The organism is Beduinella massiliensis, assembly GCF_900199405.1.
GTDB classification, from domain to species: Bacteria; Bacillota; Clostridia; order Christensenellales; family Aristaeellaceae; genus Beduinella; species Beduinella massiliensis.
In genome coordinates, this window is sequence record NZ_LT963430.1 from 1,494,306 (window position 1) to 1,519,260 (window position 24,955).

27 protein-coding genes are annotated in these 24,955 nt (G+C 61.4%); 13 read left to right on the forward strand and 14 right to left on the reverse strand.

Annotated features, from left to right (window positions below; genetic code table 11):
- Positions 1-3 precede the first annotated feature (3 nt).
- On the forward strand, positions 4-819 hold the full coding sequence (locus C1725_RS07385) for a SagB family peptide dehydrogenase (protein ID WP_102410995.1): 816 nt from the start codon (positions 4-6) through the stop codon (positions 817-819).
- A gap of 59 nt (positions 820-878) precedes the next feature.
- Positions 879-1,361: a GNAT family N-acetyltransferase gene (locus C1725_RS07390; protein WP_102410996.1), complete on the forward strand. Its 483-nt coding sequence runs from the start codon at positions 879-881 to the stop codon at positions 1,359-1,361.
- 55 nt (positions 1,362-1,416) lie between these two features.
- Here the strand turns inward: C1725_RS07390 and C1725_RS07395 are convergent, their stop codons facing one another.
- The 3 genes from C1725_RS07395 to C1725_RS07405 are packed head-to-tail and all read right to left on the reverse strand — an operon-like array spanning position 1,417 to position 6,474.
- Positions 1,417-2,367, reverse strand: a complete 951-nt coding sequence (locus tag C1725_RS07395) for an AEC family transporter (protein ID WP_102410997.1) — start codon at positions 2,365-2,367, stop codon at positions 1,417-1,419.
- A gap of 41 nt (positions 2,368-2,408) precedes the next feature.
- Entirely contained in the window at positions 2,409-3,392 is a 984-nt protein-coding gene (locus tag C1725_RS07400; protein ID WP_102410998.1) for a glycosyltransferase, read from the reverse strand.
- A gap of 13 nt (positions 3,393-3,405) precedes the next feature.
- Positions 3,406-6,474 carry a UvrD-helicase domain-containing protein gene (locus tag C1725_RS07405; RefSeq protein WP_102410999.1) on the reverse strand — a complete coding sequence of 1,023 codons (3,069 nt, stop codon included), beginning with the start codon at positions 6,472-6,474 and terminating at the stop codon, positions 3,406-3,408.
- A gap of 178 nt (positions 6,475-6,652) precedes the next feature.
- Between C1725_RS07405 and C1725_RS07410 the strand changes: the two genes are divergently transcribed.
- From C1725_RS07410 to C1725_RS07420, 3 genes are read left to right on the forward strand one after another with little or no spacing between them, the layout of a single operon-like run.
- Entirely contained in the window at positions 6,653-7,621 is a 969-nt protein-coding gene (locus tag C1725_RS07410; RefSeq protein WP_346026448.1) for a glycosyltransferase family 2 protein, read from the forward strand.
- Positions 7,618-8,637: a glycosyltransferase gene (locus tag C1725_RS07415; RefSeq protein ID WP_102411000.1), complete on the forward strand. Its 1,020-nt coding sequence runs from the start codon at positions 7,618-7,620 to the stop codon at positions 8,635-8,637. The genes C1725_RS07410 and C1725_RS07415 overlap by 4 nt, the downstream gene beginning before the upstream one ends.
- Before the next feature lie 3 nt (positions 8,638-8,640).
- The gene (locus tag C1725_RS07420; RefSeq protein WP_102411001.1) at positions 8,641-9,117 is read left to right on the forward strand and encodes a YbaK/EbsC family protein; all 477 of its coding nucleotides are present in this window, start codon (positions 8,641-8,643) and stop codon (positions 9,115-9,117) included.
- A gap of 86 nt (positions 9,118-9,203) precedes the next feature.
- On the opposite strand, the gene C1725_RS07425 is transcribed toward C1725_RS07420, so the two are convergent.
- The 8 genes from C1725_RS07425 to C1725_RS07460 all read right to left on the reverse strand — a co-directional run bounded on the left by C1725_RS07425 (position 9,204) and on the right by C1725_RS07460 (position 15,969).
- Positions 9,204-10,514 (reverse strand): glycoside hydrolase family 125 protein, encoded by a 1,311-nt coding sequence (locus tag C1725_RS07425; RefSeq protein WP_102411002.1) that lies wholly within the window; start codon positions 10,512-10,514, stop codon positions 9,204-9,206.
- 77 nt (positions 10,515-10,591) lie between these two features.
- On the reverse strand, positions 10,592-11,440 hold the full coding sequence (locus C1725_RS07430) for an ABC transporter permease (RefSeq protein WP_102411003.1): 849 nt from the start codon (positions 11,438-11,440) through the stop codon (positions 10,592-10,594).
- A complete protein-coding gene (locus tag C1725_RS07435) occupies positions 11,418-12,353 on the reverse strand; it encodes an ATP-binding cassette domain-containing protein (protein ID WP_102411004.1) in 936 nt (311 codons plus the stop codon). Before C1725_RS07435 ends, C1725_RS07430 begins: the two co-directional genes overlap by 23 nt.
- Complete coding sequence (locus tag C1725_RS07440; protein ID WP_102411005.1) at positions 12,340-12,765, reverse strand: DUF3021 family protein; 426 nt, start codon at positions 12,763-12,765, stop codon at positions 12,340-12,342. The genes C1725_RS07435 and C1725_RS07440 overlap by 14 nt, the downstream gene beginning before the upstream one ends.
- Before the next feature lie 6 nt (positions 12,766-12,771).
- Positions 12,772-13,215, reverse strand: a complete 444-nt coding sequence (locus C1725_RS07445) for a LytTR family transcriptional regulator DNA-binding domain-containing protein (RefSeq protein WP_102411006.1) — start codon at positions 13,213-13,215, stop codon at positions 12,772-12,774.
- A gap of 225 nt (positions 13,216-13,440) precedes the next feature.
- On the reverse strand, positions 13,441-14,229 hold the full coding sequence (locus tag C1725_RS07450) for a MetQ/NlpA family ABC transporter substrate-binding protein (protein ID WP_102411007.1): 789 nt from the start codon (positions 14,227-14,229) through the stop codon (positions 13,441-13,443).
- 53 nt (positions 14,230-14,282) lie between these two features.
- Positions 14,283-14,945 (reverse strand): methionine ABC transporter permease MetI, encoded by a 663-nt coding sequence (locus tag C1725_RS07455; RefSeq protein WP_102411008.1) that lies wholly within the window; start codon positions 14,943-14,945, stop codon positions 14,283-14,285.
- A complete protein-coding gene (locus tag C1725_RS07460) occupies positions 14,911-15,969 on the reverse strand; it encodes a methionine ABC transporter ATP-binding protein (RefSeq protein ID WP_346026449.1) in 1,059 nt (352 codons plus the stop codon). The genes C1725_RS07455 and C1725_RS07460 overlap by 35 nt, the downstream gene beginning before the upstream one ends.
- 441 nt (positions 15,970-16,410) lie before the next feature.
- Here C1725_RS07460 and C1725_RS07465 point away from each other — a divergent pair, with 441 nt between their 5' ends.
- Both C1725_RS07465 and C1725_RS07470 read left to right on the forward strand, forming a co-directional pair.
- Positions 16,411-16,593 (forward strand): hypothetical protein, encoded by a 183-nt coding sequence (locus C1725_RS07465; RefSeq protein ID WP_102411010.1) that lies wholly within the window; start codon positions 16,411-16,413, stop codon positions 16,591-16,593.
- Positions 16,594-16,613: 20 nt separating this feature from the next.
- Complete coding sequence (locus C1725_RS07470) at positions 16,614-17,207, forward strand: ElyC/SanA/YdcF family protein (protein WP_102411011.1); 594 nt, start codon at positions 16,614-16,616, stop codon at positions 17,205-17,207.
- 58 nt (positions 17,208-17,265) lie between these two features.
- On the opposite strand, the gene C1725_RS07475 is transcribed toward C1725_RS07470, so the two are convergent.
- Positions 17,266-18,267: a VanW family protein gene (locus C1725_RS07475; RefSeq protein ID WP_102411012.1), complete on the reverse strand. Its 1,002-nt coding sequence runs from the start codon at positions 18,265-18,267 to the stop codon at positions 17,266-17,268.
- A 167-nt stretch (positions 18,268-18,434) separates the two neighbouring features.
- On the opposite strand from C1725_RS07475, the gene C1725_RS07480 reads away from it, so the two are divergent.
- The gene (locus C1725_RS07480; protein ID WP_102411013.1) at positions 18,435-19,070 is read left to right on the forward strand and encodes a hypothetical protein; all 636 of its coding nucleotides are present in this window, start codon (positions 18,435-18,437) and stop codon (positions 19,068-19,070) included.
- Here the strand turns inward: C1725_RS07480 and C1725_RS07485 are convergent.
- Positions 19,057-19,422 carry a hypothetical protein gene (locus C1725_RS07485; protein ID WP_102411014.1) on the reverse strand — a complete coding sequence of 122 codons (366 nt, stop codon included), beginning with the start codon at positions 19,420-19,422 and terminating at the stop codon, positions 19,057-19,059. The genes C1725_RS07480 and C1725_RS07485 overlap by 14 nt on opposite strands.
- A gap of 282 nt (positions 19,423-19,704) precedes the next feature.
- Here C1725_RS07485 and C1725_RS19265 point away from each other — a divergent pair, with 282 nt between their 5' ends.
- Together C1725_RS19265 and C1725_RS07495 are read left to right on the forward strand one after the other, a co-directional pair.
- Positions 19,705-20,793 carry a hypothetical protein gene (locus C1725_RS19265; protein WP_346026450.1) on the forward strand — a complete coding sequence of 363 codons (1,089 nt, stop codon included), beginning with the start codon at positions 19,705-19,707 and terminating at the stop codon, positions 20,791-20,793.
- 36 nt (positions 20,794-20,829) lie between these two features.
- Complete coding sequence (locus C1725_RS07495) at positions 20,830-22,284, forward strand: outer membrane protein assembly factor BamB family protein (RefSeq protein ID WP_102411015.1); 1,455 nt, start codon at positions 20,830-20,832, stop codon at positions 22,282-22,284.
- A gap of 135 nt (positions 22,285-22,419) precedes the next feature.
- Here the strand turns inward: C1725_RS07495 and C1725_RS07500 are convergent, their stop codons facing one another.
- Complete coding sequence (locus tag C1725_RS07500; RefSeq protein ID WP_102411016.1) at positions 22,420-22,737, reverse strand: helix-turn-helix domain-containing protein; 318 nt, start codon at positions 22,735-22,737, stop codon at positions 22,420-22,422.
- Between the two features lie 331 nt (positions 22,738-23,068).
- Here C1725_RS07500 and C1725_RS07505 point away from each other — a divergent pair, with 331 nt between their 5' ends.
- From C1725_RS07505 to C1725_RS07515, 3 genes are all read left to right on the forward strand, one after another.
- Positions 23,069-23,359, forward strand: a complete 291-nt coding sequence (locus tag C1725_RS07505) for a zinc-ribbon domain containing protein (RefSeq protein ID WP_102411017.1) — start codon at positions 23,069-23,071, stop codon at positions 23,357-23,359.
- Positions 23,360-23,558: 199 nt separating this feature from the next.
- A complete protein-coding gene (locus C1725_RS07510; RefSeq protein ID WP_102411018.1) occupies positions 23,559-24,299 on the forward strand; it encodes a TrmH family RNA methyltransferase in 741 nt (246 codons plus the stop codon).
- Positions 24,300-24,346: 47 nt separating this feature from the next.
- A complete protein-coding gene (locus tag C1725_RS07515) occupies positions 24,347-24,910 on the forward strand; it encodes a TIGR01440 family protein (protein ID WP_102411019.1) in 564 nt (187 codons plus the stop codon).
- Positions 24,911-24,955 lie beyond the last annotated feature (45 nt).

Sequence of the window (24,955 nt, forward strand, 5' to 3'; positions counted from 1 at the left end):
CGTATGGACGAAGCAACAATTCGCGATCTGATTCAAACAGGGCGTAATTTCATGAAGATGCCGCCGGACGATGATTTTGTATCCGACCAGCAACAGCGTCTGCCGCAGCCGCCGCTTGCCAAGGCGGCGATGGGCGGGAAAAAGACGGCGCTTCCGCGCACGTTTGGGGATCTGGAGCACGAGGACGACCTGCTCCGTGTCATTGCTGAGCGCACGAGTCACCGCGTCTATACGGGGGAAGAGCTGACGCTGCTGCAGCTGTCCTTCCTGCTGTGGGCGCAGCAGGGCGTGAAGGGCATTCGCGGCAACCGTTACGCGACGCTGCGCACGGTGGCCTGCGGCGGCGCGCGCCACGAATTCGAGTGTTACATGGCTGTGCGCCTCGTGGACGGCCTTGCGCCGGGGCTTTATCATTACCTGCCGCTGGAGCACGCGGTGGAGTATCTGGGCCCCATCCCCGGGGAGGAGGAAGAGACGCTGACACAGTCTCTCTGCGGCCAGCGCTGGGGCGCGAAGGCCGCCGTGGTCTTCTACTACAGCATGGTGGCCTACCGCGCGGAGTGGCGCTACGGCATCCACGCCCATCGCGTAGCGCTGATCGACGCGGGGCACATCACGCAGAACCTGTACATCGCGGCGACCGCGCTTGGACTGGGCGCGTGCGCGATCGCTGCGGTGGAGACGCCCTTTGTGGACGAGATGCTTTCGCTGGACGGCGAGGAGGAGTTCGTCTTCTATGCCGCTACGGTGGGCGGCATATCGGATGCGGACAAGCGGGCGGAGCTGGACTTTTATGCGTTCTTACGAGAAGAGATGTAAAAGCGCATAGGATGTAAAAGCGGTTTTCTTGCGAAGAACGGGCTTTGCCGGGAGTGTATATGGAGTATCAAATTCGTCGGATGCGTCCGGATGAAACACCGCTGCTGGAAAGCTTCCTGTACGAGGCGATCTTTCAGCGGGCGGGAGAGCCGCGCCTGCCGCGCGAGGTCGTGCTGGAACCCGCGCTGCGCGTATACATCGAAGATTTTGGCGGGGAAAAGGATGATTACTGCCTCGTGGCACAGGAAGGCGACGCGGTGATGGGCGCGGTCTGGGTTCGGAATATCGAGGGCTATGGCAGTGTGGACGGGGATACGCCGGAATTTGCGATTTCCGTGCTGCCCGCTTATCGGGGAAGGGGCATCGGCACGGCGCTGATGCGCGCGATGCTCGCGCATCTCAAGGAGTCAGGCACCGCGCGCGCATCGCTCGCGGTGCAAAAGGACAACTACGCCCTGCGGATGTACAGGAGCGTGGGATTTCGCGTCGTCTCTGAAAACGAGCAGGAATACATCATGGTACACGACTTAAAGGAACTGTAAGGGCAGACGAAACGCCCCGGCATGCAATTTGCCGGGGCGTTTCGCTGCCTTGGCGTCACACGATGCCCATCGTGCGGAGGATGAAGATACCCGCCGTCATCGTGAGCAGGGAGAGCAGCACCGAGACGACGATGATGCCGGAGGCCAGTTCCGCGTCGCCGCCCATCTTGCGGGTGACGATGTACACGTTGGCCGCGGCGGGCACGCCGAACAGGATGAAGAGCACGAGCAGCTGCTCATTGGAAAGCCCCAGCAGCAGGCCGATGGCGACCATGACCACGGGCTGGAGCACCAGCTTGTTCGCGCAGGCGCCGAGGATGGGCCCGATGTCGTGCGCGATTTCGGAAAACTGGATGCTCGCGCCGATGACCAGAAGCGCGAGCGGCGTGCACAGGTTGCCCATGTAGGCCAGCGACTTGGTGATTGCAAAGGGGAGCTCCACGTGCAGCAGCGCGAAGGGGAAGCCGCAGACGATGCCCAGAATCATGGGGTTCTTCACAATTTGCAGCAGGATGTTCTTTACGTCGATTTTTTTCCCCGTGCGGCCCGTCACAGTCAGCAGGATGACGGCGTACACGTTGTAGAGCGGCAGCACGAACGCGCTGGCGAGCGTCGCCGAGAGGGGGATGACGCTGGTGCCCAGGATGTTTTGCATCAGGGCAAAACCGATGTACACGTAGTTGCCGCGGAAGGCGCCGTGCGCGAACGCCCCCACCTTTTCGGGATGTTTTTTGAGCAGAAGCGCGCCCATGGCCCATGAAAACAGGAAGAAGGCCGTAGTGCCCAGCATGCACACGAGGATGAACGTCGGGCTGAACTGGGAAAAATCGCTGGTCGCCGTGTCGTAAAACAGCTTGGCGGGCAGCGCTACGTTGAAGACGAGCGTGCTCGCGCTGGAAAAGAAGGAGTCGTCCAGCATGTTGGAGCGCTTGATGACCCAGCCCAGGGCCAGCAGGAGAAAGATCGGCAGGGAGACGTTCAGGCTGAAGAGAAAGTTTTGAAGCACGGGGCGGCCTTCTTTCTGAATGTATTCGTATCGCTTGCGCCTTAGCGCCCGCTCAGGCGCGCGTAGAGCCGTAGGAAGAGACGGCGGCTGAACAGGAGCAGCATGCCCTGGCGGCGCACCTGCTTGTCGCCGCTCTTGAGCGCGTATTCGCCAAGCGTCGCGTAGTGCAGGTTTAAAAAGGAGATCGCTTTAGCCTTTACTTCGCCCGTAAGGCCGTAGGCCGGGATGTTCTTTGCGACGGAAAGCGCGATCTGGCCGATGCGCCGCCGAAGCATGCGCTGCCCGTCGCTTGGGGGCAGACCCTCCGCGAGCGCGTCGAGCCGCTCGCAGATCGTGAAGTACGAATCGCACCAGGCGGCGCTCTTTGTAAAGGACTTCATGATGCTGCCGGGCCGCTGGCGATAGCGCACCAGCGTAAGAACGCTCATCGCCGCGCGGGCGCATTGCAGCAGCGCGGGGGTCTGGAACAGCTCGTCCTCGAAGAGCAGGCCGTCGGCCATGCGCAGGCCTCGCTCTATCAGGTAAGCGCGCCGGTAGAGGCACTGCCACACCATGGGCTCGTAGACGTCTGCACGGCACTGGGCGGCGAACAGCGCGTCGCCCGTGAGCACATCCGTTTCGGGCGGCGTAGGTCCGGGAACGACCGCGCCCGTTTCGTCGTCGAAGGCCTCAAAGCGCGCCTTGAGCACGTCGAGCCGTTCCCTTTGCATGCGCTCGCAGAGCGGCAGCAGGTTTTGTGCGACCGGCACGTCGTCGCTGTCCAGAAAAAAGACGAAGTCGCCCCTTGCGGCGTCCAGCCCCGTGTTGCGAGCGGCGGAAAGGCCGCCGTTTTCGCTGCGCGCGAGCACGCGCATGAAGGGATAGCGCGCGGCAAATTCGTCCGCGATGGCGCGGCTGCGGTCGGGGCCGCAGTCGTCCACGAGCAGGATCTCTACGCCGTCCCCGGGCAGGGAAGCGAGCGCCTCGAGGCACGATTTCATGTAGCGCTCCACGCCGTAAAAAGGGACGATGACGGAAAGCAGCATGGTTTTTCCTCCCTCATCCTAAGAAGCTGAGCTGTTTACCCTCCGAGGGACGGCTCACCGTGCGCGCCCGCTCGCAGCGCAGGGATACCCCCGGCAGGTCCTTGAGGAAAGGCGACGGCGTCCCGTAGGTGAGCAGCAGCAGTTCTTCCCTTGCGCGCGTCATGCCGACGTAGAGCAGACGGCGTTCCTCCGCCTCATCGCTCTCGCGGCCCGGCATGGAGAGCGGCAGCACGCCGTCGTTTATGCCTGGCAAAAAGACGACGGGAAATTCGAGGCCCTTTGCGCCGTGCAGCGTCATCAGGTGCACGGCGTCCGGCGTATAGGCCTTCGAGCCGCTCCGCGAAACGTCGGCCTCGCCGCCGAGGACGATCGCATCGAGCAGGGCGTCCATGTCCCCGTTCAGCGAGGCGATGCCGAGCAGACGTTCCAGCGCGGGGGAGGCGGCGATGCCCTCTTCCAGCATCCAGAATTCGATCAGCCTCCGCGCCTTTTCCTTCTTGAGGCGCGGCGCGAAGGCCTTTACGCGCGGCAGAAGGGATGCTTCCTCTTCGGTACAAAGCTGCGGGTTTCGCACAAGGCGGAAAAAGTGGATGCAAGCGAGCACCTGTTCGTCTTCGAGCGTGGCGTCGCGTCCCGTGACCACATAGGGAATGCTCTCCTTTTTGAGGCACATCTCCAGCATCTCGGCCTGACGGTGCGTGCGGTAGAGCACGGCGAAGTCCGAAAAGCTGCGTCCGGAGCCCGCGCGCGCCTGCTCCTGCGCATCCAGCATGTCGATGCCGCCGACCATGCGGCCGATTTCTTTTACGATGAACAGCGCCTGTGAAAACTCGTCCGCCGCCGTCAGAAGCCGCACGCGCTCGCCGGAGGGGCGCATAGCCACGAGCGTACGCGTCTCGCCGCCGCGCTCCACGACGGGCAGCGCGGTTTTGAGGATCTCCGGGGTAGAGCGGTAGTTTTCCAGGAGGCGGACGACGCGCGCTTCCGGCCGGTCCGCGAGAAAGCGATCAAAGCAACCCGCGTCCGCGCCGCGGAAGCCATAGATCGACTGGTCGGGGTCGCCGATGACGAAGAGCGATTCGCTCTTCCGGCTCCACGCATCCACCAGCTTTCGCTGAACGGGGTTGATGTCCTGGAACTCGTCGACCAGCAGATGCGTAAAGGACTTGTGCGCGGACGGCACATCCTGCGAAAGCGCACGCAACAGCAGGTCGTCGAAGTCGAGAAGCCCGCGCGCCTCCAGACGCTTCGCATAAAGCGCGTATGCGTCGTCCGAAAGCTCGGAGGAGAGGCCGTTTTTGCGGCGGGAGATTTCCGAAAGCAGCCTGCGGGGCGTCGTCCTGAGGGCGAGGGCGCTCACGACTTCCTGCGCGGCCGAAAGCGCTTGTGTGTCGTCCGCGAGCGCGGTCGCGTCCTCCTTTGAGAGCAGATGCAGGCAGATCGCGTGGAACGTGCCGATCGTCATGGCGCGGGCTGCGCGCTTGCCCAGCCGCTTTTCGAGGCGTTCGCGCATCTCGCCCGCGGCCTTGTTCGTGAAGGTAACCGCCGTGATATGATCGGGTCTTACGCCCAGGTTCTCCACGAGGTGCGCGATGCGGGACACGAGCGTCTTCGTCTTGCCCGTGCCTGGACCAGCGATGACCACCACCGCGCGTTCCGGCGCCTCGATCGCTTCCTGCTGGCGCGAATTGGGCGCTTCCGGCGCGGGGGATGCTGCTGCGGACGCGGCCTCCGGCGAGGACGCGATTTTCGGCGAGGGTGCGAGCGGCGCGGAAACCTCCGTCTTTGCATTCTGCCGCCTTGTCTCCTCCGAGGGCAGAAAGCAGAGCTGGCCGGATAGCGCCTCGATTTCATCGGGTCGGAGCACCTGCACGCGACCGAAGACGCCATCGTAGCCGGGCGCGGCTTCAATCTGACCGCAGCGCACGCGGCGGATGCCTTCCGCGACGCAAGGCCCGGCAGCGCGCTCGATGTCCTCCAGCGGCGCGCTGCGCAGGATGAAGAACTCGTCGCCCAGCGCTTCCGTGAGCGCCTGATAACGGGCAACCGCCTTTTTGCTGGCGGCGGATACGCCGATGGAGGCGGCCACTACCTCCGGCAGGGGCACGAGGCTTTCAAAGGGCGGCGCGCCCTGCGGGGTATAGCCCTCCGCGCGGTCGGCAAGCTGCGCCACGCGGTGCGCAACGCCGAACGTCAGGCGTTTTCCGCAGACCGGACAGATGCCGTCCGCGCGCTCGGCCTCTTCCGGCGAGAGGCACTGATTACAGGCGCGGTGGCCGTCGAAGTGGTATTTGCCCTCCTCCGGAAAGAATTCGAGCGTTCCCGCAAAGCCGCCCGAGCGCCCGCGCTCGATGGCGGTGCGCAGCGCGCCGTAGGAAGGGGCGATGTTGAGCAGGTTCGCTTCACGGCCGAGCTTAGCGGGCGAGTGTGCGTCGGAGTTGGAGACGAGCGTGAATCGGTCGAGCGCCGACAGACGCCAGTTCATCGGCGGGTCAGAGGACAGACCCGTTTCCACCGCGTGAATGTATCTTGTGAGGTCGTCAAAACAGGCCTCGATGGTGTCGAAGCCCGAAAAGGCGCCGAAGAGCGAAAAATGCGGCGTCCAGATGTGTGCGGGGATGAAGACGGCGTCCGGACAGGTGTCCAGCGTGATTTCGAGCAGATCGTGGCTGGAAAGCCCCAGAATCGGCCTGCCGTCGGAATGCACGTTGCCGATGGCTTCCAGCTTTCGCGAAAGCGCTTCGGCCTGCTCAAGCCCGGGCAGCAGGATGACGTTGTGCACCTTGCGCGTCCGTCCGTCCTGCTTGTAGATGTTGCTGATTTCCGCGGAGAGCACGAAGCGCGGCCGCGTGTCCGGCGCGCCCGCCTGCACGCGAAGATCTTCTTTCAAGCGGTAGAGGCCGTCCTCGGCGGGAACCAGCTTCTCCTTCAGTTCCTGACGCCAGGCGGGGTGCGTGAAGTCGCCCGTCCCGAGCAGGCCGATGCCCTTGCGCCGCGCCCAAAGGTCGAGCTGCTCGGGGACGCAGTCGGAGCTGGTGGCGCGCGAGTATTTGGAATGTATGTGTAGGTCGGCGATGAGCATGTTTTTTCCCTCTATCCTTCATCGGTACGCGATTAGAGACCCATATAGCTTCATGATACCCTCTTTTGGACGAGGATGCAAGGGGGGATCGGCGCGAAAGGAAAAGAGGCTTGCACGGCATGGCCGGATGTGCGATAATAAAGAACATGTTATGAAGCGACGGGAGAGGAGGATGCGCGTGGTCAGCGTGGTCGTGATCGGCAAAGACGAGGGCGCGGGCATTAGCCGCTGCCTTGAAAGCGTGCGCGCCGCCCTCGAAGGATCGCTTCCCTATGAACTGATCTATGTGGATTCCCATTCAGGCGACGACTCGCTCGCCCGAGCCCATGCGCTCGGGGCGCGCTGCTTTTTCCCCCTTGAGCGGCGGACGACGCCCGCCCTGGGGCGCTACATCGGCGCGCTTAAGGCTGCCGGCGGGCAGGTGCTCTTTCTGGACGGCGACATGGTACTGGCGCCGGGCTTCGTGGAGGCCGGGCTTCGGGCGATGTCGGAGGGATACGCGGGCGCCTGCGGCATTCGGCGCGACGTATACCTGCGGGAGGGCGCAGTCGTGGGAACCTGTGAGAATTACTTTGGCTGCACGGAAAAGCGCACGGCGCCGGAGTTCGGCGGGGCGGTCATGCTTTCCCGCGAAGCGCTGCTGGAGGCCGGCAACTGGAATCCTGACGTCGAAACGTGCGAGGAGGCGGAGCTGCACGCGCGGCTTCGCGCGCGAGGGATAGCGGTCGCCGAACTCCCGGTGCCGATGATTACGCACGAAGACCGCGTGCGGGACGCGCGCGGCCTTTGGAGAACGATATTCACGCGCCGCCGCCTCGGACAGGGACAGGCGCTGCGCTGCGCGCTGGGGGCGGGAAGCGCCCGCTGCCTCGTCCTCGGCGATCTGCCGACGCGCATGTGGCTGCTGGAATCTCTCTTGTTGGTCTGCGCCGTTTGCGTGGGGCTGCTCGTGGGGGGCGCGGCGGGTTTTTTTACGTTTTTGATCTTTTCGGTGCTCTGTCAGGCGGCGCTTCTGGGTTTTCTTCGCCGTCAGGGGCATGCGCGCACGCTGGTGTCTGCGCTGCTGCTCCTCTTTTACATGCCTGCGGGAATGCTTTCCCTGCGCAGGCGAGATAAACGCTATGCGGAGTGGGAGGAAACGGCATGAACAGGCCTTACGTCAGCTTTGCCGTGGTCGCCTACAACGCGCAGGCGTGCCTTTCGAGCCTGCTAAGCGACCTGGCGGAGCAGGACTATCCTGCGGATCGTCTGGAGGCGTTGTTGATAGACAGCGCTTCGACCGACGGAACCCGCGCGGTCATGGAATCGTTCGCGGCGCGCACGCCCATGCGCGTTCGCGTGCTGGACAACCCAAAGCGATGGCTCGCGCCGGGCATCAACATCGCGCTGGACGCTGCGGGCGGCGAGCTCTTCGTCCGGCTGGACGCGCACGCCCGTATCCCCAAGGACTTTATCTCGAAGAATGTCGCCGCGATCGAACGCGGCGAGGACATCGTCGGCGGTCACGTGGACGGCAGCGCGCCGAAAACCCCCTGGCAGGCGGTGCTGACCGCGCTGGACATCTCCCGCTTTGCAGGCGGGGCAGCGCCCTTTCGCAATGCGGGAGAGGCGCGCGACGTGGATACGCTGGCCTATGCAATGTACCGCCGGTCGGTTTATGACCGGGTAGGGCGCTACGACGAGCGGCTCTGCCGAACGGAAGACAACGAGATGCATTACCGCATGCGTCAGGCGGGATACCGCTTTCGCTACTGCCCGGAAATCTGTTCCTATCACACCGCGCGCCCCTCGCTCAAAGGTCAGCTTCGCCAAAAGTGGGGAAACGGACTTTGGGTCGGACGGACGATCCGCGTTTCGCCGCGCTGTTTTGCGCCGCGCCACTTCGTGCCTGTACTGTTCGTGCTGGCGTTGCTGACGGGCGCTGTGCTGGCGCTGTGCGGCGCATGGATGCCGCTGGGCTTGCTTCTGCTCGTATACGGGTTGGCGGACATCTTTTTCAGCATCCGGGCCGCGGCAGCCATGCCTGCAGATCGGACGCTATGCCTCGCGGCGCTTCCGATGCTCTTTCCGCTGGTACACATCGCCTATGGGCTGGGCACGCTATGGGGGCTTTTGACGATGCGGTGCGTCGGAGAAGGGATAAATCATGAAAGAAGGAAATAAAACATGGCAATCGAACGGGTTCGTGCGTATTTAAAGGCATTCGGTGCGGAGGATCGTATCCTCGAATTCCCGGTTTCCAGCGCGACCGTCGCGCTGGCTGCGGAGGCGCTCGGGTGTGAGCCCGCCCGCATCGCCAAGACGCTGTCGTTCCTAAGCGGCGAGAGCTGCATTCTGGTCGTAGCGGCGGGCGACGCCAAGGTAGACAACGCGAAGTTCAAGGCGTGCTTTTCCATGAAGGCCAAGATGCTGTCGCCCGAGGACGCGGAACGGCTCGTCGGCCATGCGGTGGGCGGGGTCTGCCCCTTTGCGGTCAACGAGGGAATTCCGGTTTATCTGGACGAATCGCTGCGCCGGTTTCAGACGGTCTATCCTGCCTGCGGCAGCTCAAACAGCGCGATTGAACTTACGCTGGACGAGTTGGAACGTTTTTCCGGCGCTCAGGCTTGGGTGGATGTGTGCAAGGGCTGGCAGGAGTCGTAAGCCGCCCACAGGGAGAGACAACAGAAAGCGAAAGAACCGCTGGAGGAAGATTCACTCCAACGGTTCTTTGCTTATCGATAAGCCCCTTACGCCTGCGGCACCTGCTCCTTCACGATCTTCAGCACTTCGTCGAGCGTGCCCTCCTCGTACAGACGGTAGAGCAGCTCCCCGAAGAGCGAGTTCGCCCATGCGAACCACGAGCGGGTGAAGGACTCCGGCTTTGCGGGATCAAAGCTTTCGTGCATAAAGTGAGTCCCTCCGTGCGTTTTTAAAAGCTGCACGAGCAGGCCGGCAATCTCGGGAATAGAGGTGGAGGTCAGCGCTTGCATGCAAAGGGCGATGGGCCAAATGTAGCCCGCAGGCGTGTGCGGAGAGCCGACGCCCTTGGCGTAAGGACCTTCGTAGTAAAAGCGGTTGTCCGGGCTCAGCACAAAGCTGCGCGTGCGCAGGTAAAGCGGGTCATCCTTCTTGCAGACGCCGAGATACGGAAGCGACAGCAGGCTGGGGACATTCGCGTCGTCCATCAGCGTGTAGTGCCCCAGACCATCGGTCTCATAGGCGAAGATCTGACCGTGATTGGGATGCTCGACCAGCGCGTACTTCGCGATGCCGGTAAGAATGTCTTCGCGCAGGGCGGAGGCGTCCTTGGAAAGCGCCTCGTCTTCGAGCAGGGCGGCGAAATAGGCGGCGTCGTCCATCACGCCCGCGGCGAACAGGTTGGCGGGCACGAGGTAACCGTAGACGCACGCGTCGTCGCTGGGGCGGAAACCCGACCACGTCATGCCTGTGCGCGAAACCGGCGTGCCGCGGCCGCCATGCGTGAGCGTATCGGAGGGCGGGCAGTCGGTGCGGATAAAATAATAGGGGCTCTCCGCGTGGCACTGCTCCCGGCGGAATGTTTCCACGATGGCGCGCATGCCTTTGTGGAACGTCTCGGTCAAAAAGGCGGTGGAACCCGTCGCCTGACGGTACACGTGGGCAAGGTGCAGCGGCGCGCAGAGCGAGTCGATTTCGTACTTGCGTTCCCAAATCCAAGGCCCCTGCGGGGGCTCGTCCTCGGCCCACTTCGCGCCGTTGGGCTCCCCGTTAAAGGCATTGGCGTATGGGTCGATCAGCACACAGCGCATCTGGCGCTCGATGACGCCCTCGATGAAGCGCGCAACCTCGGGCTCGTCCGCGAAGCGCACGTAGTGCATCACCTGGGCCATGGAATCGCGCAGCCACATCGCGGGGATATCGCCCGTGATGATGAAGGGCAGACCGTCTTCCTTCTCCTGATAGGTGGTCTCCAGCGTGTTGAGAAAGCACTGATGAAACATGGCGTCGAGCCCTGGCACGGCGGACAGCGCCGTCTCCACGGGTTTAAGACGTTTTGATACGATCTGGTGAATGCCCATAAAAAGACCTCCGTTCGCATCTGCGGCGTTTTTTGCTACGCCCAGTATAGCGGAAGGAGGCCTAAATTGCAAGCGTTCTATAGGCCGGCGTTTCTGCGCCGCAGGAGCAGCGCACACACCGCCAGAAGTCCAACTCCGCAGCCGGTCAGCACGAGCGCGTGACCGGCTGCAGGCATGACGAAGTCCCCGTAGCGGTACGCGCAGCCCAACTCCAGATTGAACAGGTCCTTCACGGCCTGCGGCCAGCCGTCGAGTTGCGGGGTGAGCAGCAGCTTGCGCAGCAGCACCGCGCCGTGGGAGAGCGGGAAAAAGCGGATAAACGCCTGTACGCCCGACGGGAGCACGCCGATGGGGACGTACATGCCCATCAAAAACCCGATCAGCGTGCCAAGCAGCGTCTGCAGCGCCCCATAGGAAGAGGTGGTACGCAGGAACAGCGCGAAGCACAGAGCAGCTGCGGCGCTGCATAGGACGCTGGCCGCCGCAGCCGGTAAAGCCGCCAACCAGGTGGAAGGACTGAGCAGCAGTCCATCCGCGGCGTACAGATAGACCGCTCCAAAGACCGCGCACAGCGCCGTCATGAGCAGCCCCGCACCGAAGGCGCCGCCCGCGTACCCCGCCGCCAGGCGCAGTCGCGTGAGCGGGGAGGCCGCGAAGTCCGAAAGGATACGGCGCTTGCGGTCATCTACGAGCTGCGAGAGCGCGCCGAAGGTGGAAGTGACGCTGGTAACGCTCAGCAGACCGGCGATCATCCATACGTCCATCAGGGCCTTTGCACCGGGAAGCGGCGGCAGGCTGTCCACCAGCGAGCGGGAGAGGAACAGCGCGTACAGCAGCAGCACGATCAGCGGCGAGAGCATGGAGAAGAAGAGTCCCACGCGGTCGCGCAGGTAGAGCAGGATGTTACGCTTTAGCAGGAGCAGCATCGTACTTCGCCTCCTCTCCCTCGATCAGATGCACAAAGGCGTCGTCCAGCGTGCCGGAGCTGACCTCAAACGCGGACAGCAGCGGCCGTAGCGCTTGAAGCAGCGGAATAGCGCAGAGCGTGCTGGAAAGCTCCAGCCGGAGCGCCCGGCCGCACGTCTCAAAGCGCAGATTCCTTTCGCGAAGGACGCTTTGAAGCGCTTCTCCGTCGTTCGGGTAAAGCACAAGCGCATCCTTGGCATAGCGCGAACGAAGTGCTTGGGGCGTACCCTCGGCTATGATACGGCCGCGGCAGATGACGCTGACCGCGTCTGCCTGCGCGGCCTCCTCCATGTAGTGCGTGGTGAGCAGCACGGTCATGCCGCGCTCTCGCTGCAGCGCACGCACCGCTTCCCAGACCGCTCCGCGGGATTGGGGATCGAGACCGGTGGTCGGCTCGTCGAGGATGAGCAGGGAGGGCGCGGCGACCAGCGCACGGGCGATGTCCGCGCGCCGCCGCTGCCCGCCGGAGAGGCGCTCGTAGCGGCGGGACAGGAGATCTGTGATGCCGACGGCCGCCGCCGCGTCCCGTACGGCGAGCGCGAGCGCCCGGCCGTGCAGACCGTAGAGCCCGCCGCGGCACCGAAGATTTTCCTCGACGGTCAGCAGGTCGTCGAGCACGCTCTGCTGAAAGACGATGCCGATTGCGCGGCGGATAGCGTCGTCCTCCCGGCCGAGCGCATGCCCCGCCACGAAGACGCTACCTGCGCTCGGGGCGAGCAATGTAGACAGGACGGAAAGCGTCGTGGACTTTCCCGCGCCGTTGGGCCCTAAGAATGCGAAGAGCGCTCCTTGTGGTACGTGCAGGTCGATACCGCGTACAGCCTCCAGTGCGCCGTAGCGCACGCGCAGGCCGCTTATGTCAATCGCGTTCATGGCTTTCCCCCCGCTTTTTCTGAATTTCGTCGTTGATAGCCTTTGCGTCCCGGCTCGCATGCCAGAAAAAGAAGCCGTAAACGCTCAGGGTCACGATCAAAACGACCGGTAAAACCATCAAAAGCGTAAACAGGTTCAGCTCGAACAGCCCGAAGAGCCTGCCCAGCAGGAAAACGCAGAGGAGCACGTCCGCCAATCCGACCAGGATTTGACCCGCCATGCTCTTAACCGGCAGGCGGTCGGTAAAGAACATGACGCACTGAATGGCTGTGTTCATGCCCAGCAGGTACAAAAGCGCGGCGGGAGAAAAATGCAGGTAAGGCACGGGCAGTGGCAGTAGGCAGGCAATCGAAAGCACGAGGACGAGCACCGTGTAGGACACACAGACACGGATAAAATAGTCTTTAAACATAACGACCTATCCTTTCAGCCCGAAGCGTTGCTTGACGGCGGGCACGTAGTGGCGCGTGACGACGATGCGCTCGCCGTTTTGCAGCGTCGCCTCCAGACGCCCGTTGTACAGCGCGCGCACGCTTTGTATGCGCTGCGTATTCAGAATGCAATTCTTTGCACAGCGCACGAACGCCGTGTGTTTGAGTTGGTTTTCAAGCTCGTACAGCCGCAGGTCACATTCCCAGACATCGCTTTCGACGTAAAGAAATGTGCGGTCATCCACCGATTCGACGTAAAAGATGTCCTCCAGGGCGATTTGCATCAGATTGCCTTCCCTGCGCGCGGTGATGGAAAAGCCGTAAAGGCGGATTTGCTCGAGCAGGGCCTTCAGCCTGTCGTCTATCAGCGCGCAGCGTATGATGATTTCCGTCTCCCGTATATCCAAGTTTTGCTCAACCGTCAGCTTCATGCGCTCACCTCACGAAAAAGGATAGCATATGCGGCCTGCGAGCGCAAGGTGGTCGCGGGCAAGCTGCACGAAACCTACGGCAAGCTGCAATGCGCTGCCTTGAACGAATCGAAAAGAAATAAAAGAGTGGAGCAAGAAATTTTAAAATATGGGTTAGAAACGAGAAATATGGAGAACAAAAAGAAAAAGAACGGGCGTAAACCCGTTCTGGTGGAGAAGATTGAATTAAAAGGCGGCGATGACCGATCCCTTGTAGTTTTCGTCGATGAAGGTCTTGATCGCGTCGCTTTGCAGAACTTCCTTCAGCGCGAGGACAAAGCCAGCGTTTTCGTTGCCTTCCTTGACGACCACGACGTTCAGGTAGGGGGAGGAGCCGTCCTCGATGGCGACGGAGTCGCTTACCGGGTTCAGGCCGGCGGCCAGCGCGTAGTTGCCGTTGATGACCGCAAACTCCACGTCCGGCAGCATGAGCGGAAGCTGCGCGGCCTCGACCTCGAGGATGTTCACGTTATGTGGGTTCTCCACGATGTCCAGCTTGGTGGCGGTGATGCCGGCCTCTTCCTTCAAGGTGAGGACGCCCTGCTTTTCGAGCAGCAGCAGCGCGCGGGCTTCATTGGTCGGGTCGTTGGGCACGGCGATGGTCGCGCCGTCCTTCAGGGCTTCAAGGGTGTCGCCCTTGCCAGCGAAGACGGCCATCGGCTCCACGTGCACGCCGAAGGCGCTCACCAGGTGCGTGCCGTTCTGCGCGTTGAAATCGTCCAGATAGGGCTGGTGCTGGAAGTAGTTCGCGTCGAGTTCTCCGGATTCGGTGGTGGTGTTAGGCAGAATGTAGTCGGTGAACTCCACGACCTCCAGGTCGTATCCCTTTTCGAGCAGCGCGGCCTTCGCGGCGGTGAGGATTTCGGCATGCGGAGAGGGGGAAGCGCCGACGCGAATCTTTTCGGCGGCGAAGGCGAAACTGGAAAGGCTGAACGTGAGCGCAAGGGCGAGGACGAGCGAAAGCAGCTTTTTCATAGGGGTACACTCCTTCTTTTCTATCGATTTTGCCGTATTGAGACGCCGATGGCTCACTTTAACCGGTGATCCACCAGGCGGGAACCCCGCGTGCCGATCAGCTGGACGATCTGCACCAGCAGCACCAGCACGACCACGACGATGAGCAGAATGTCGGTCTTGTAGCGATAGTAGCCGTAATTGATCGCCAGCGCGCCCAGGCCGCCGCCGCCGATCGCACCGGCCATGGCGGAATAGCCCAAAATGTTGGTGGTCGCGGTGGCGGCCCCGCTGATGAGGGAGGGCATGGCCTCCGGGATCATCACCTTGAGCACGATGTGCAGCCGGGTTGCGCCCATGGACTGCGCCGCTTCGATGACGCCGCGGTCGATCTCCTTAAGCGAAGTTTCAACCGTTCGGGCGACATAGGGAAAGGCAGCGATGGTCAGCGGCATGATGGTCGCCTTGGAACCGATGGCCGAACCCATGATCGCGCGGGTGATGGGGATGACCGCGATCATCAGGATCAGGAAAGGAACCGAACGCAGCACGTTGATGATCGTGCCCAGAACGTGGTTTAAGGGCGCGTTCGGCAGGATGTGATCCTTTTCGGTCGCCACCAGCAGAACGCCGAGCGGAAGACCGATGAGGTAGGAGAGCAGCGTGGAAAAGAGCACCATATAAAACGTTTCCCAAAGCCCGTTACCGATCATGGACAATAGTTGCTGCCAAGTCATCCGCGCTCACCTCCTCGAGGGTAATTTGCTGGCCCTTCAGGTATTCGACCGCGCGCTTTGCGCCGTCCTCGTCCGTGGGCAGTTCCACGAGCATCTGCCCGCGCTGCTGGCCTGCGACCGACTGAATGTTTGCCGAGAGAATGTTGACCGGCACGCCGCAGGCGAGGATCATGCCCGCAATAACCGGCTCGTACGTGCGGTTGTCGTCAAAGATCAGGCGCAGGCAGCGCTTTCCGGGCGGCAGCTCTTCTTCGCTCGTCGTGCGGAACAGGCGCTTGGCCGCCGCGGTACGGGGATTGGCGAACACCTCGCGGACGTTGCCCTTTTCCGCGATCCGGCCGCCGTCGATGATCGCGACGCGCGTGCAGACCTGGCGGATGACCGCCATTTCGTGCGTGATAATGACGATCGTGATGCCCAGGCGCTTGTTGATGTCCTGCAAAAGCGAGAGGATGGCCTGCGTGGTCATCGGATCCAGGGCGCTGGTGGCTTCGTCGCACAGCAGCACCTTCGGGTCGGTAGCGAGCGCGCGGGCGATGGCGACGCGTTGGCGCTGACCGCCGGAGAGCTGCGCGGGGTAGGCATCCGCCTTTTCCGCAAGCCCGACGATTTCGAGCAGCTCCTTTGCGCGTTTTTGGGCCTGCGCCTTAGGCACGCCGCTGATCTCCATCGGGAAACAGACGTTGCGAAGGACCGTCCGCTGCATCAGCAGGTTGAACTGCTGAAAGATCATGGCCACCGTCCGGCGCATCTTGCGCAGCTCTTTTTCGTTCATGGTGAGGATGTTCTCGCCGTCGATGAGGATGCGGCCCTCCGTCGGAGCGTCCAGACGGTTGATGCATCGGATCAGCGTGGACTTGCCCGCGCCGCTCATGCCGATGATGCCGTAAATATCTCCCTTGTGGATCGAAAGGTCGATGCCGTCCAGCGCGATGACATCGCCGGCCTGCGAAGGATAGACCTTTCTGACGCCCTGAATCTCGATCATGATGGGACTCAAAGACGCCTCCTGCTTGCTTGCCATGTGCTCAACTCCCTGTGCTTTTGCTCGGCTGCGGTGGATGGGCATTATGCTACACCACGTCTTTGCGGGTTGTCAACCCCTGAAATTGCAAAAAAGTGGTTCGTGAGGCGTTGATTTAGTCGCTCCGCAAACCCTGCTTCTATTTAAGGCGCAGAGAAAGAAACGCATAAAAATTTTAGAAAAATTTTAAAATCGCTCGTTCCCGGTTGACAGGCGCGCCGGTGGATGCTAAACTAAAGCAAAGCAAGCCGAAGGGAGGACGAATCCATGCGCTTTAACGTTCACTCGATGCGAATGTTCCTGATGTGCGCGGAGATGTCCGACGCACTTTTTGGCTTGCACAGGAACGCATAATAGGCTTTGATGCATTATTCAAGCCCGTTTCGCCACTGTGCGAAGCGGGCTTTTCTTTATCCCGAACCGATTGAAAGGATGAGTCGAATGTCGAATCCGCTGATTACGCTGCTCCTGGCGCTAACGGGGCTTTTGTTCTGCCGGTGCGATGATGTCCGGGCTTTTGCGGATCGCCGCCTCTTCGACGGGCGCTTCGTCCCGCAGGCCGCCGCCTCCGTTGAGGGGAACGTGATCCTGAATGCGCGAATGCGCCGCATGGGCCGAATGTGACGGGGAGAGGAGAATTGCGCTTGCGTTATGTTCAGGAGATCACGGACTTTATCTTCGTGCGCCATGCGCCGCGACCGGTAGACATCGCTTTTCTGCCCGGCAGTCCCTATGCGGAAACCGCCCTTCAGGGCGCGCGCATGTATCGGGAGGGCTACGCGCCGCTGCTGCTTCCCTCGGGGCGGTTCAGCGTGACGCTGGGGCGCTTTCCGGGGCCGCAGTCGCGGGCGGCGGAATATCCGGGCCCTTATGAGAGCGAATGGGTGTTTTACCGCGACGTGCTGATGCGCGGCGGCGTTCCAGAGCACGCCATTCTGCGGGAGGATCAGGCGACCTACACGTATGAAAACGCGATCTATTCGCGCCGGGTGACCGATGCGTTGGGCATTGAGGTGCGCAGCGCGATGATCTGCTGCAAGGAGCAGCATGCCCGCCGCGCGCTCATGTACTACGAGACGCTGTATCCGGACGCGGAATTCATCGTCTGCCCGGTCAGCGCACAGGGGATTACGCGCGACAACTGGACCAAGACGGAAGCGGGCATCGACGCGGTGCTGGACGAGCTCGCGCGATGCGGTGGGCAGTTTCACGCCATTTTAAAGGAAAAGCTTCTATAATATAGGGTAAGCCGCCTCTGCATTTTGCAAAGACGGCTTTTTGTCCGCGATCTGAATGTCAGGCCTTTCGGATGGCGATAAAGAGCGCTCCGTCCTTCGCGCTGGCGTCGATGTGGATGGGAAAGGCATAGTCGTTCTGAAAGATCAGGTCGAGCTTTTCGTTGCCGACCGCCGCGTCCACGCCGTGAGGCACATAGCTCGCCCCGCCGGGACCGTGCGGACGGCGGTGGATGATGGTAATCCCGTCCCAGAGCTGAAGCAGCACGTTGTAAAGGGTGGTGGAAACCTGGCAGGTGCCGCCGCCATAGCCGGGCATCGTGGTGCCGTCGATCAATACAGGGGCGGCCTGATAGCCGCGGGCTTTTTTGTAGGGGCCGGCAATGCCGTTGAAGGAAAAGGACTGTCCAGGTTCCATGTCGATGGAGATGTAGTCGCAGGCTACGTCGATATTGACCATGCGCCCTTTGTTCAGCTCGGTCTGCTTGACCTTATAGAAGCTGGTGAAGGCGGCGAGAATGTCGCCGCTTTCGGCATATTCGGCGCTGGGTGCGATGGGTTCCAGGTTTTCGATGGCCGAGGCGGGCAGATAGCCGATCTTGCGCTGATAGGGGATGACGATCCAGCCGTCCTCGATGTACCAAAAGGAGATGCGGCTGCCGGGGGTCACGGTGCACAGGGCCTCTGCGGTGGAATCCATCGCCGCATAAACGGGCGATTCCGTCTTCACTGTCGCCACCTGGGTGTGCAGCACGGCGCCATAGGGCGGCGTGTTTTCCGGATCCAACGGTTTAATGTCCGTGACGTTTTGGCGTTTGACGTAGCCCTCGCCTTTGTCTTCGCTATAAATATGGAGCCATTCAGGCGAGTAATCGATGATGCCGACGCGCTCTTTTTCCTTCAGGACGCCGACCGCGGCGCTTTCCGCGCTTTCCGCCTCGCGCAGCGTGAGGCTTTTGAGGGTTACGCCGGTGTAGAGAATCTCCGGCGCGGCAAGGGCCGAAGGGGTTAGGCAACCAAGCAGGAGCGACAGCGCGAGTAAAAGAATGAAAAATCGTTTCACGAAAAGCCTCCTATATAATACGAAGAGACGGCATCCTGCCGGAGAATACGGAATGTCATTTTATTATATCATTTCATGCGGGAGAAGATCAAGCGCTAAAATGTGAACGTTTGGCATAAGCATGGCGGGAAAAGGAATTGACCGCTTTGCGGCGGAGGGAGGACGACATGACGTATTGCAGACAGATTGTGACGATCAGACGGCCTGACGGAACTGCATGCGGGGCCGCCGTCTGGCAGGAAAGGGACAGTAAGATTGCGCTGGATATTCGGTGTACGCAGGACTTGGGCGGACAGACGCTCGACGTCGTGCTCATAGAGCGGGAACGCACAAGGCGAGTCGGCGTTTGGAGCGCAAAAAAGGGGACGCTGACAGAGAAAGTTACCTCTTCGCACGCACAGGGGCTTGCGCTTTGCACGACGGACGGACAAATCGCCGCTTTGGGGTTTTTAAGGGGCTGCACACAAAGCGCGCTGGCGATTCGCGCGCGGTTGAGCGCGGCATATGCTCCGCATGCCGACGAGCCGGTACGGGAGGCACGCGAACAGGAAAAAATCACGAAGGAGACGGCGGACTCCGCAGAGCACTATATAATAGAAGAGAAAACCGCGCCCGAGCGTTCGGATGAAGGCGTTGTGCGCGTTCCGGCTCCGCCGGATGCGCGCAGAGAACTGATCTATCAGGACGGCATTTTGACGGGACAGACCTTTCGCGCGGCAGCGTGGCCGCCCCTGCCGCTGGCGCCTGGGGCTGCGCACAGGGACGGCGTCTTTCTGCTTCCGGATATGTTCAGGGCTTTGTGACGGGTATGAAGACGGTTTGATTGGCTGCGAGTGTATGTTTTTGAATGATACTGTCATAATAATTCCTGTGAGGCTTCGGCGCCGGGGCGGGACGCTGCCCCCTTTGCTCCGGCTCCGTCTCGGAGGTTTCGGCCTTTGCTTCGGGTTCTGGCGCCGGGACAGGACGTTCGTCTGCCGCGGGCGCGGGAGCTTCCTGCCTAGACGCAGGCACGTCGGCATCGCGCGAAACGGGCTGCTGACGCGGTGAAATACTTTGAATCTCACGCCAGCGGTCAAAGCGCTGGGTATCGGTAAGCTGGGAAAAGGGGACTGCTGCGCCCTGCAAAAGATCGAACGGAGATGGGTTTTCCATAGCTTAATCCCTCCATGGTATTCTGTTTTCGATGGTCCATTTCAATGTATGCGCGCATCTGGGAGAATGTGAAGCGGCGAAGCCGTGCGCTTTAAATGGCGAAATAAGTCAAAATGGCCGTGAAATATGAAAAAAACGTTGAGTATTTCCGTTTCCTTCTGTATAATAAATGAAGTATGATCCGCTTGTTTTGCTATACGCGCCGCCGGGGCGCATACAGCACCGGACGGAGCGTTTTCGCTCCCTGCGCGGGGGCAAAATCAGAAAAGGGGTGTAACGATTTTGAACGATCAGTTTGGCGAAGGCTATGACATCGACCGCGCCGGGCAGGAAGAGCAGGAAAGTGGCGAGCCGCGCCGTCGTCGCCGCCGCCGTCCAAATCTGGACGAGCCGGACGCAGAGATAAATCCGCCGAAGGAGACTGCATCCGCAGAGCCTCCTGCGAGGGACGAGGAGCCGGCGCCGATGCGCCGTACGCCGCCGCCCGGCATTCGGGCGACAAAACGTTTGGATCCGGACGACGAAGGATATGCCATGGACGGCATGGATTATGACTTCGACGAGACGGACGGTTTTGAGGACGAGCCGGATTTGGACGAGCAGCCTCCCCGCCGCGGCAAGGGCAGGGGCTGCCTGATCGCAGTGCTGATTGCGCTGCTCGTGCTGCTGGCGCTGTGCGTTTGCGGCTGGTTCTTCATGCCCGAACTGCGCGATTCGTTGCTCGAACGGGTGGGCTTTGCCACCACGCAGGACGACATGTCCGCGTATTCGGCGTTTGAATTGACGGCCGAGCCGCAGACTGTGGACGCCGGCGGACAGGTCGTCTTCACGGTAAAAACCTCTAGAAATGCTTCCCGGGTGCAGCTCGTCAACAATGAGGGCGAGCAGATTGCGCTCGTGCCGCAGGATGGCGTGACATTCCAGGTGAGAGATGCCTGGGCAGATGATTATTATGTATGGGAGATTCCGGTAACGTTCGACGAAGCGTACGAGGGCGCCGTGCTTGCCTATGCGGGTTCGGATGCCGCCTGGGCTATGGAGGATACGCAGAGCGCGGCGACGGCCGTAATGGTTCTGCCGCCCCAGATGGTGGAGCCGGCGGCTGCGCTGCCGACAGCGGAACCTGAACCCGAGTCGACGCCGGAACCGACTGCGACCCCTGAGCCGACGCCAGAGCCCACGGCGACCGCCGAGCCGACGGCGGCTCCGACGCCGACGCCGGAACCGACTGCGACCCCTGAGCCGACGCCGGAACCCACGCCGACGCCGAGCCCGACACCCACGCCAACCCCGACGCCCACGCCGACTCCGACCCCCGTGCCGACCCCGACGCTTCCTCCTCCCCCTCACAACACCCACCACCACACATAATTCACAGGCAGCGACACACCCGTCTAAGCGCTCGCCATGACGACGTCGGTGATCGCAAACGGCGCGGAGCAGGAGAGCGCGTCGCAGAAGATTTCCATGGGCAATCCTGAGGAATACGGACGCCAGGACGGGGTGCTGACGTTCCGCAATGGCCCGATGCGCCAGAACGCTTCCTTTGGCGCGGCCGATATCAGCGACGAGACGCTGGAACTCGCATGGTCGAGCAAGACCGGTATGGTTGCGGGCGAGGGCAAGACGATCTATCAGGGTTCGGATTGGACGGGTCAGCCGCTGATCGTCAAGTGGCACAAGGAAATCCGCGAACTGATGAACCTAAAGGATTCCAAGAAGTCGATCACCGGGCTCAAGGAAGTCATCCTGCCTGCGATGGACGGCAAAATCTACTTCCTCGACCTGGACGACGGCAAGCCTACCCGCGACCCGATCGAGCTGGGCTATCCCTTCCGCGCGACCGCGGCGGTAGACACGAGCGGCTATCCGATGCTGTTTGCGGGCCAGGGCATTTCCCAGCTTCGGAGCAATACCGGCACGATCGGCATGCGCGTGTACAACCTGATCGATCAGACGCAGATTTATTTTGAGAGCGGGCGCAACGCGCTGGCGAATGTGTCCAGCGGAGCGGTGGACAGCTCCGCCTTGCTGGAGCGTGATTCGAACACCCTCGTTTATACCGGGGAAAACGGCCTGCTCTACACGATCGGTCTCAACACGGAGTTTGACCTCGCGGAGGGTACGCTGAAGATCGATCCCGAGACGGTCGCTTACCGCTATAAGAGCAATCTCAAGGGCACGCAGGGCATCGTGAGCAGCGTGGCGATGTACGGCAATTACGCCTACTTTGCGGACAATCTGGGCGTGCTGCAGTGTGTGGACCTGAACACCATGGAGTGCCTGTGGGCGGTAGACGTGACCGACGCTACCTGTTCGACGGTCGCGCTGGAAGACGAGGGCGATGGAACCATCGCGCTGTATACGGCTAACACCATTCAAAAGCGCGAGCGCAGCGGGGATGTTTCGATCCGCCGCTATGACGCGCTGACGGGCGTGCTGGAATGGGAGTACACGATCAAGTGCAAATACTCCAGCGACAACACGGCAGGCGCGATGTCCTCGCCGGTCGTCGGTCAGGGCGACATCAGCGACATGGTGGTCTATACGATTAACCAGACCGGAGAAGAGGAAATGGCCTCTGTCATCGCGCTGGACAAGCTGACGGGCGAGGAACTGTGGAATCAGCCGCTGGACGCCTACTCGTACTCGTCCCCGACCGCGGTTTACACCACCGACGGCAAGGGCTACATCGTCCAGGGCGATACGAACGGTACGCTGCGCCTGATGGACGGCTTCACGGGTTCGACCCTGTCGACGGTAGCGTTGGGATCGCCGATCGTCGGATCGCCCGCCGCCTACAACGATATGGTCGTGGTGGGCACATCGACCGGCAGAATCTGCGGCATCAAGCTCAAATAAAAAGCGCTCTGTCAAAAGGGGTGCAAACATTTTCGGCGCAGCCAAAGCTGCGCCGTTTTTTCATGGTATCAAAAAGCCGCCCTGCAATGAACTGGCCTTTGCACTTGGCACAGTTCACGATAAGGCGGCTTTCTTTTATTTGGAACCGGATTCGTTCCAAACGTCCAGATAGTGAACGATCTGATTGAGCGCGACGCGCTGACGGTCGCTTAGCGCGTCAGGCATCGGCGTCTTGTCCGTGATGGTGAGCGATTCCTCGAGCAGATAAGCCGGAGAAATGTCGAGCACATTGCAGATGGAAACCAGCGTTTCCAGACTGGCCTTGCGGCTCCCTCGTTCGATATGGCCCAGAAAGGAAACGGACAGCCCTACGGCCTGCGCCAGCTGTGCCTGTGTCCAGTGGAGAATTTGACGCTTCTTTCTAATGCGCTGCCCCAACGATACATAGTTCATACGATAGCTCCTTCTTCGTTCGGCGGACAGATACGAACCGACGCGAACGTGGACGATTTTTTGTTTACATTCGACCTCATTTTGCCGAATCCTGCCGAATTTGATCGATTTTTGGCGTTTGGCTGAAATTGGCACATTCTTTAAAAAAAAAGACTGGCTATTTCCGGAGAAACGTGTTATAATGTCAGCGTTGGACCTCAACCAAGGTATTACCCGGTTCGTATTTCAAGGCCTCCTTCGTCTATCGCTTCGTTCGATGACCGGAAGTCCGTCTGGAGCACATCAGGGTTGGCATCGGGTGAGGCACAAGAAATTTAGGAGGTTTTTTATTATGTATCAGGACAAGACGCTGACCTGCCGCGAGTGCGGTGCCGAATTCGTTTTCTCTGCTTCCGAGCAGGCTTTCTACGCGGAAAAGGGCTTCCAGAATGAGCCCAGCCGCTGCCCGAACTGCCGTGCTGCGCGCCGCGCTCAGAACGGCGGCAACCGCCCGGAGCGCCAGATGTACGAAGTCGTTTGCGACGGCTGCGGCTGCACCACGCAGGTGCCCTTCCAGCCCCGTGGCGACAAGCCCGTCTACTGCCGCGATTGCTTTGAGCGCAACCGTCAGAGCCGCTACTAAGATGAAAAAAGAAGACTGCCGCAAGGCAGTCTTTTTTCGTCGTTTTTAAAGAAGCGCCTGTAGCCGTAAGCGCGCTGTGCGCGGCCCGCGTTTTTACCTGTGCGCCCATTGTGCTGCGGACGCTTTTCTGATACAATAAACGCGTGTTCAAACGGCAGGCTGAGCCTGCCTTCAATACGAAGATGAGGATGAAACGCACATGCCAAAGCTCGAGACATACGACCGTTCGCTTTCCTATTCCTATGCGCCAGGCATCTTTCCCTCTATGGAGTGCCTGCATGCCTGTCCGGAGCGCTGCCTGCGCCTGCTGGTCAGCAGCGCGGGCGAAAGCAGCGAAGGGATGCGGCGGCTCGTGCAGGAGAGCGAGGCGGCGGGCATTCGCGTGGAGACGGCGGATCGTGCGCTTGCCCGGATTGCCCATAAGGACAACTGCTACGCGGCGATGGTCTTTGAAAAGCGGGAGAGTCCCCTTGCGCGGGAGCGGCCGCACATCGTGCTGCACCATCCGTCCGACAGCGGAAACCTCGGCACGATCCTGCGCACCTGCCTGGGCTTTGGCTTCCAGCAGCTTGCGATCGTCCGCCCGGCGGTGGATCTGTTCGATCCGCGCGTGGTGCGCGCGTCGATGGGGGCGCTCTTTTCCATGAGCGTTCAGCATTACGACGACTTTGAAGCGTACCGCGCCGAGTTCCCGGAGCATGCGCTCTATCCCTTCATGCTCACGGGCGCCGTGCCGCTGGGGGAGGCGGCTCCTGAGGCGAAGTATCCTTATACGCTGGTCTTCGGCAACGAAGCGTCCGGCTTGCCGGACGCGTTTGCGCGGATGGGCACGAGCGTATTGATCCCTCACAGCGCTGCGATCGACTCGCTGAACCTGGCCATCGCCGTGGGCATTGGCACGTACACGTTCGCACGGGCGGAAAAGAAGCCGGAAGCGTAAGGCGCGTGTGCGCCTGCTTTGGGAAAACGAGAAAGGAAGCGTCTTGGATGGAAACAGAGGAACTGCGCGCGCAGGTCGCCCGGGAAGTGGGAGAGGCCGTCGCATATCTGGCGGAGCAGGGGCGTCTGGCTGCGGGAAGCCTCGTCGTGCTCGGCTGCTCGACGAGCGAGGTTTGCGGCGGACGCATTGGGAAGAACTCGGACCCGGAGATGGGCAAGGTGCTCGCCGAGGCGTTTTTGCGCGCCTGTGAGGCGCATGGGCTTGCCGGGTGCGTACAGTGCTGCGAGCACCTGAACCGCGCGCTCGTCATCGAGCGGAGGCAGGCAGAGATTCGCGGTCTGGAAGAGGTGATGGCCGTTCCCTATCCGAAAGCGGGCGGATCCTGCGGCGCAGCCTATTACCGCATGCTGCGCGACCCCATCTTGGTGGAAGCCGTCTCTGCGGATGCGGGGATGGATATTGGGGACACGCTGATCGGCATGCACCTGCGCCGCGTCGCCGTACCGCTGCGTGCGCCCTTTCACACGGTGGGGCACGCGAACCTCGTCATGGCCTATGCGCGCCCGAAGCTGATCGGCGGCGCGCGCGCCCGGTATACGCTTGAAGAATGAGGTAAAATTTGATACAATAAAGCGATACCTTGAAAATGGGGGACG

Excerpts from the sequence above, each read along its gene's own strand:
- C1725_RS07495 (WP_102411015.1), top strand. The coding sequence starts at position 20,830 with ATGACGACGTCGGTGATCGCAAACGGCGCGGAGCAGGAGAGCGCGTCG.
- C1725_RS07420 (WP_102411001.1), top strand. The coding sequence starts at position 8,641 with ATGGCAATCGAACGGGTTCGTGCGTATTTAAAGGCATTCGGTGCGGAG.
- C1725_RS07440 (WP_102411005.1), bottom strand. The coding sequence starts at position 12,765 with ATGTTTAAAGACTATTTTATCCGTGTCTGTGTGTCCTACACGGTGCTC.
- C1725_RS07430 (WP_102411003.1), bottom strand. The coding sequence starts at position 11,440 with ATGCTGCTCCTGCTAAAGCGTAACATCCTGCTCTACCTGCGCGACCGC.
- C1725_RS07415 (WP_102411000.1), top strand. The coding sequence starts at position 7,618 with ATGAACAGGCCTTACGTCAGCTTTGCCGTGGTCGCCTACAACGCGCAG.
- C1725_RS07445 (WP_102411006.1), bottom strand. The coding sequence starts at position 13,215 with ATGAAGCTGACGGTTGAGCAAAACTTGGATATACGGGAGACGGAAATC.
- C1725_RS07480 (WP_102411013.1), top strand. The coding sequence starts at position 18,435 with ATGACGTATTGCAGACAGATTGTGACGATCAGACGGCCTGACGGAACT.
- C1725_RS07400 (WP_102410998.1), bottom strand. The coding sequence starts at position 3,392 with ATGCTGCTTTCCGTCATCGTCCCTTTTTACGGCGTGGAGCGCTACATG.
- C1725_RS07510 (WP_102411018.1), top strand. The coding sequence starts at position 23,559 with ATGCCAAAGCTCGAGACATACGACCGTTCGCTTTCCTATTCCTATGCG.
- C1725_RS07435 (WP_102411004.1), bottom strand. The coding sequence starts at position 12,353 with ATGAACGCGATTGACATAAGCGGCCTGCGCGTGCGCTACGGCGCACTG.
- C1725_RS07505 (WP_102411017.1), top strand. The coding sequence starts at position 23,069 with ATGTATCAGGACAAGACGCTGACCTGCCGCGAGTGCGGTGCCGAATTC.
- C1725_RS07515 (WP_102411019.1), top strand. The coding sequence starts at position 24,347 with ATGGAAACAGAGGAACTGCGCGCGCAGGTCGCCCGGGAAGTGGGAGAG.
- C1725_RS07385 (WP_102410995.1), top strand. The coding sequence starts at position 4 with ATGGACGAAGCAACAATTCGCGATCTGATTCAAACAGGGCGTAATTTC.
- C1725_RS07485 (WP_102411014.1), bottom strand. The coding sequence starts at position 19,422 with ATGGAAAACCCATCTCCGTTCGATCTTTTGCAGGGCGCAGCAGTCCCC.
- C1725_RS07465 (WP_102411010.1), top strand. The coding sequence starts at position 16,411 with ATGTCGAATCCGCTGATTACGCTGCTCCTGGCGCTAACGGGGCTTTTG.
- C1725_RS07500 (WP_102411016.1), bottom strand. The coding sequence starts at position 22,737 with ATGAACTATGTATCGTTGGGGCAGCGCATTAGAAAGAAGCGTCAAATT.
- C1725_RS07405 (WP_102410999.1), bottom strand. The coding sequence starts at position 6,474 with ATGCTCATCGCCGACCTACACATACATTCCAAATACTCGCGCGCCACC.
- C1725_RS07450 (WP_102411007.1), bottom strand. The coding sequence starts at position 14,229 with ATGAAAAAGCTGCTTTCGCTCGTCCTCGCCCTTGCGCTCACGTTCAGC.
- C1725_RS07425 (WP_102411002.1), bottom strand. The coding sequence starts at position 10,514 with ATGGGCATTCACCAGATCGTATCAAAACGTCTTAAACCCGTGGAGACG.
- C1725_RS07460 (WP_346026449.1), bottom strand. The coding sequence starts at position 15,969 with ATGGCAAGCAAGCAGGAGGCGTCTTTGAGTCCCATCATGATCGAGATT.
- C1725_RS07390 (WP_102410996.1), top strand. The coding sequence starts at position 879 with ATGGAGTATCAAATTCGTCGGATGCGTCCGGATGAAACACCGCTGCTG.
- C1725_RS07455 (WP_102411008.1), bottom strand. The coding sequence starts at position 14,945 with ATGACTTGGCAGCAACTATTGTCCATGATCGGTAACGGGCTTTGGGAA.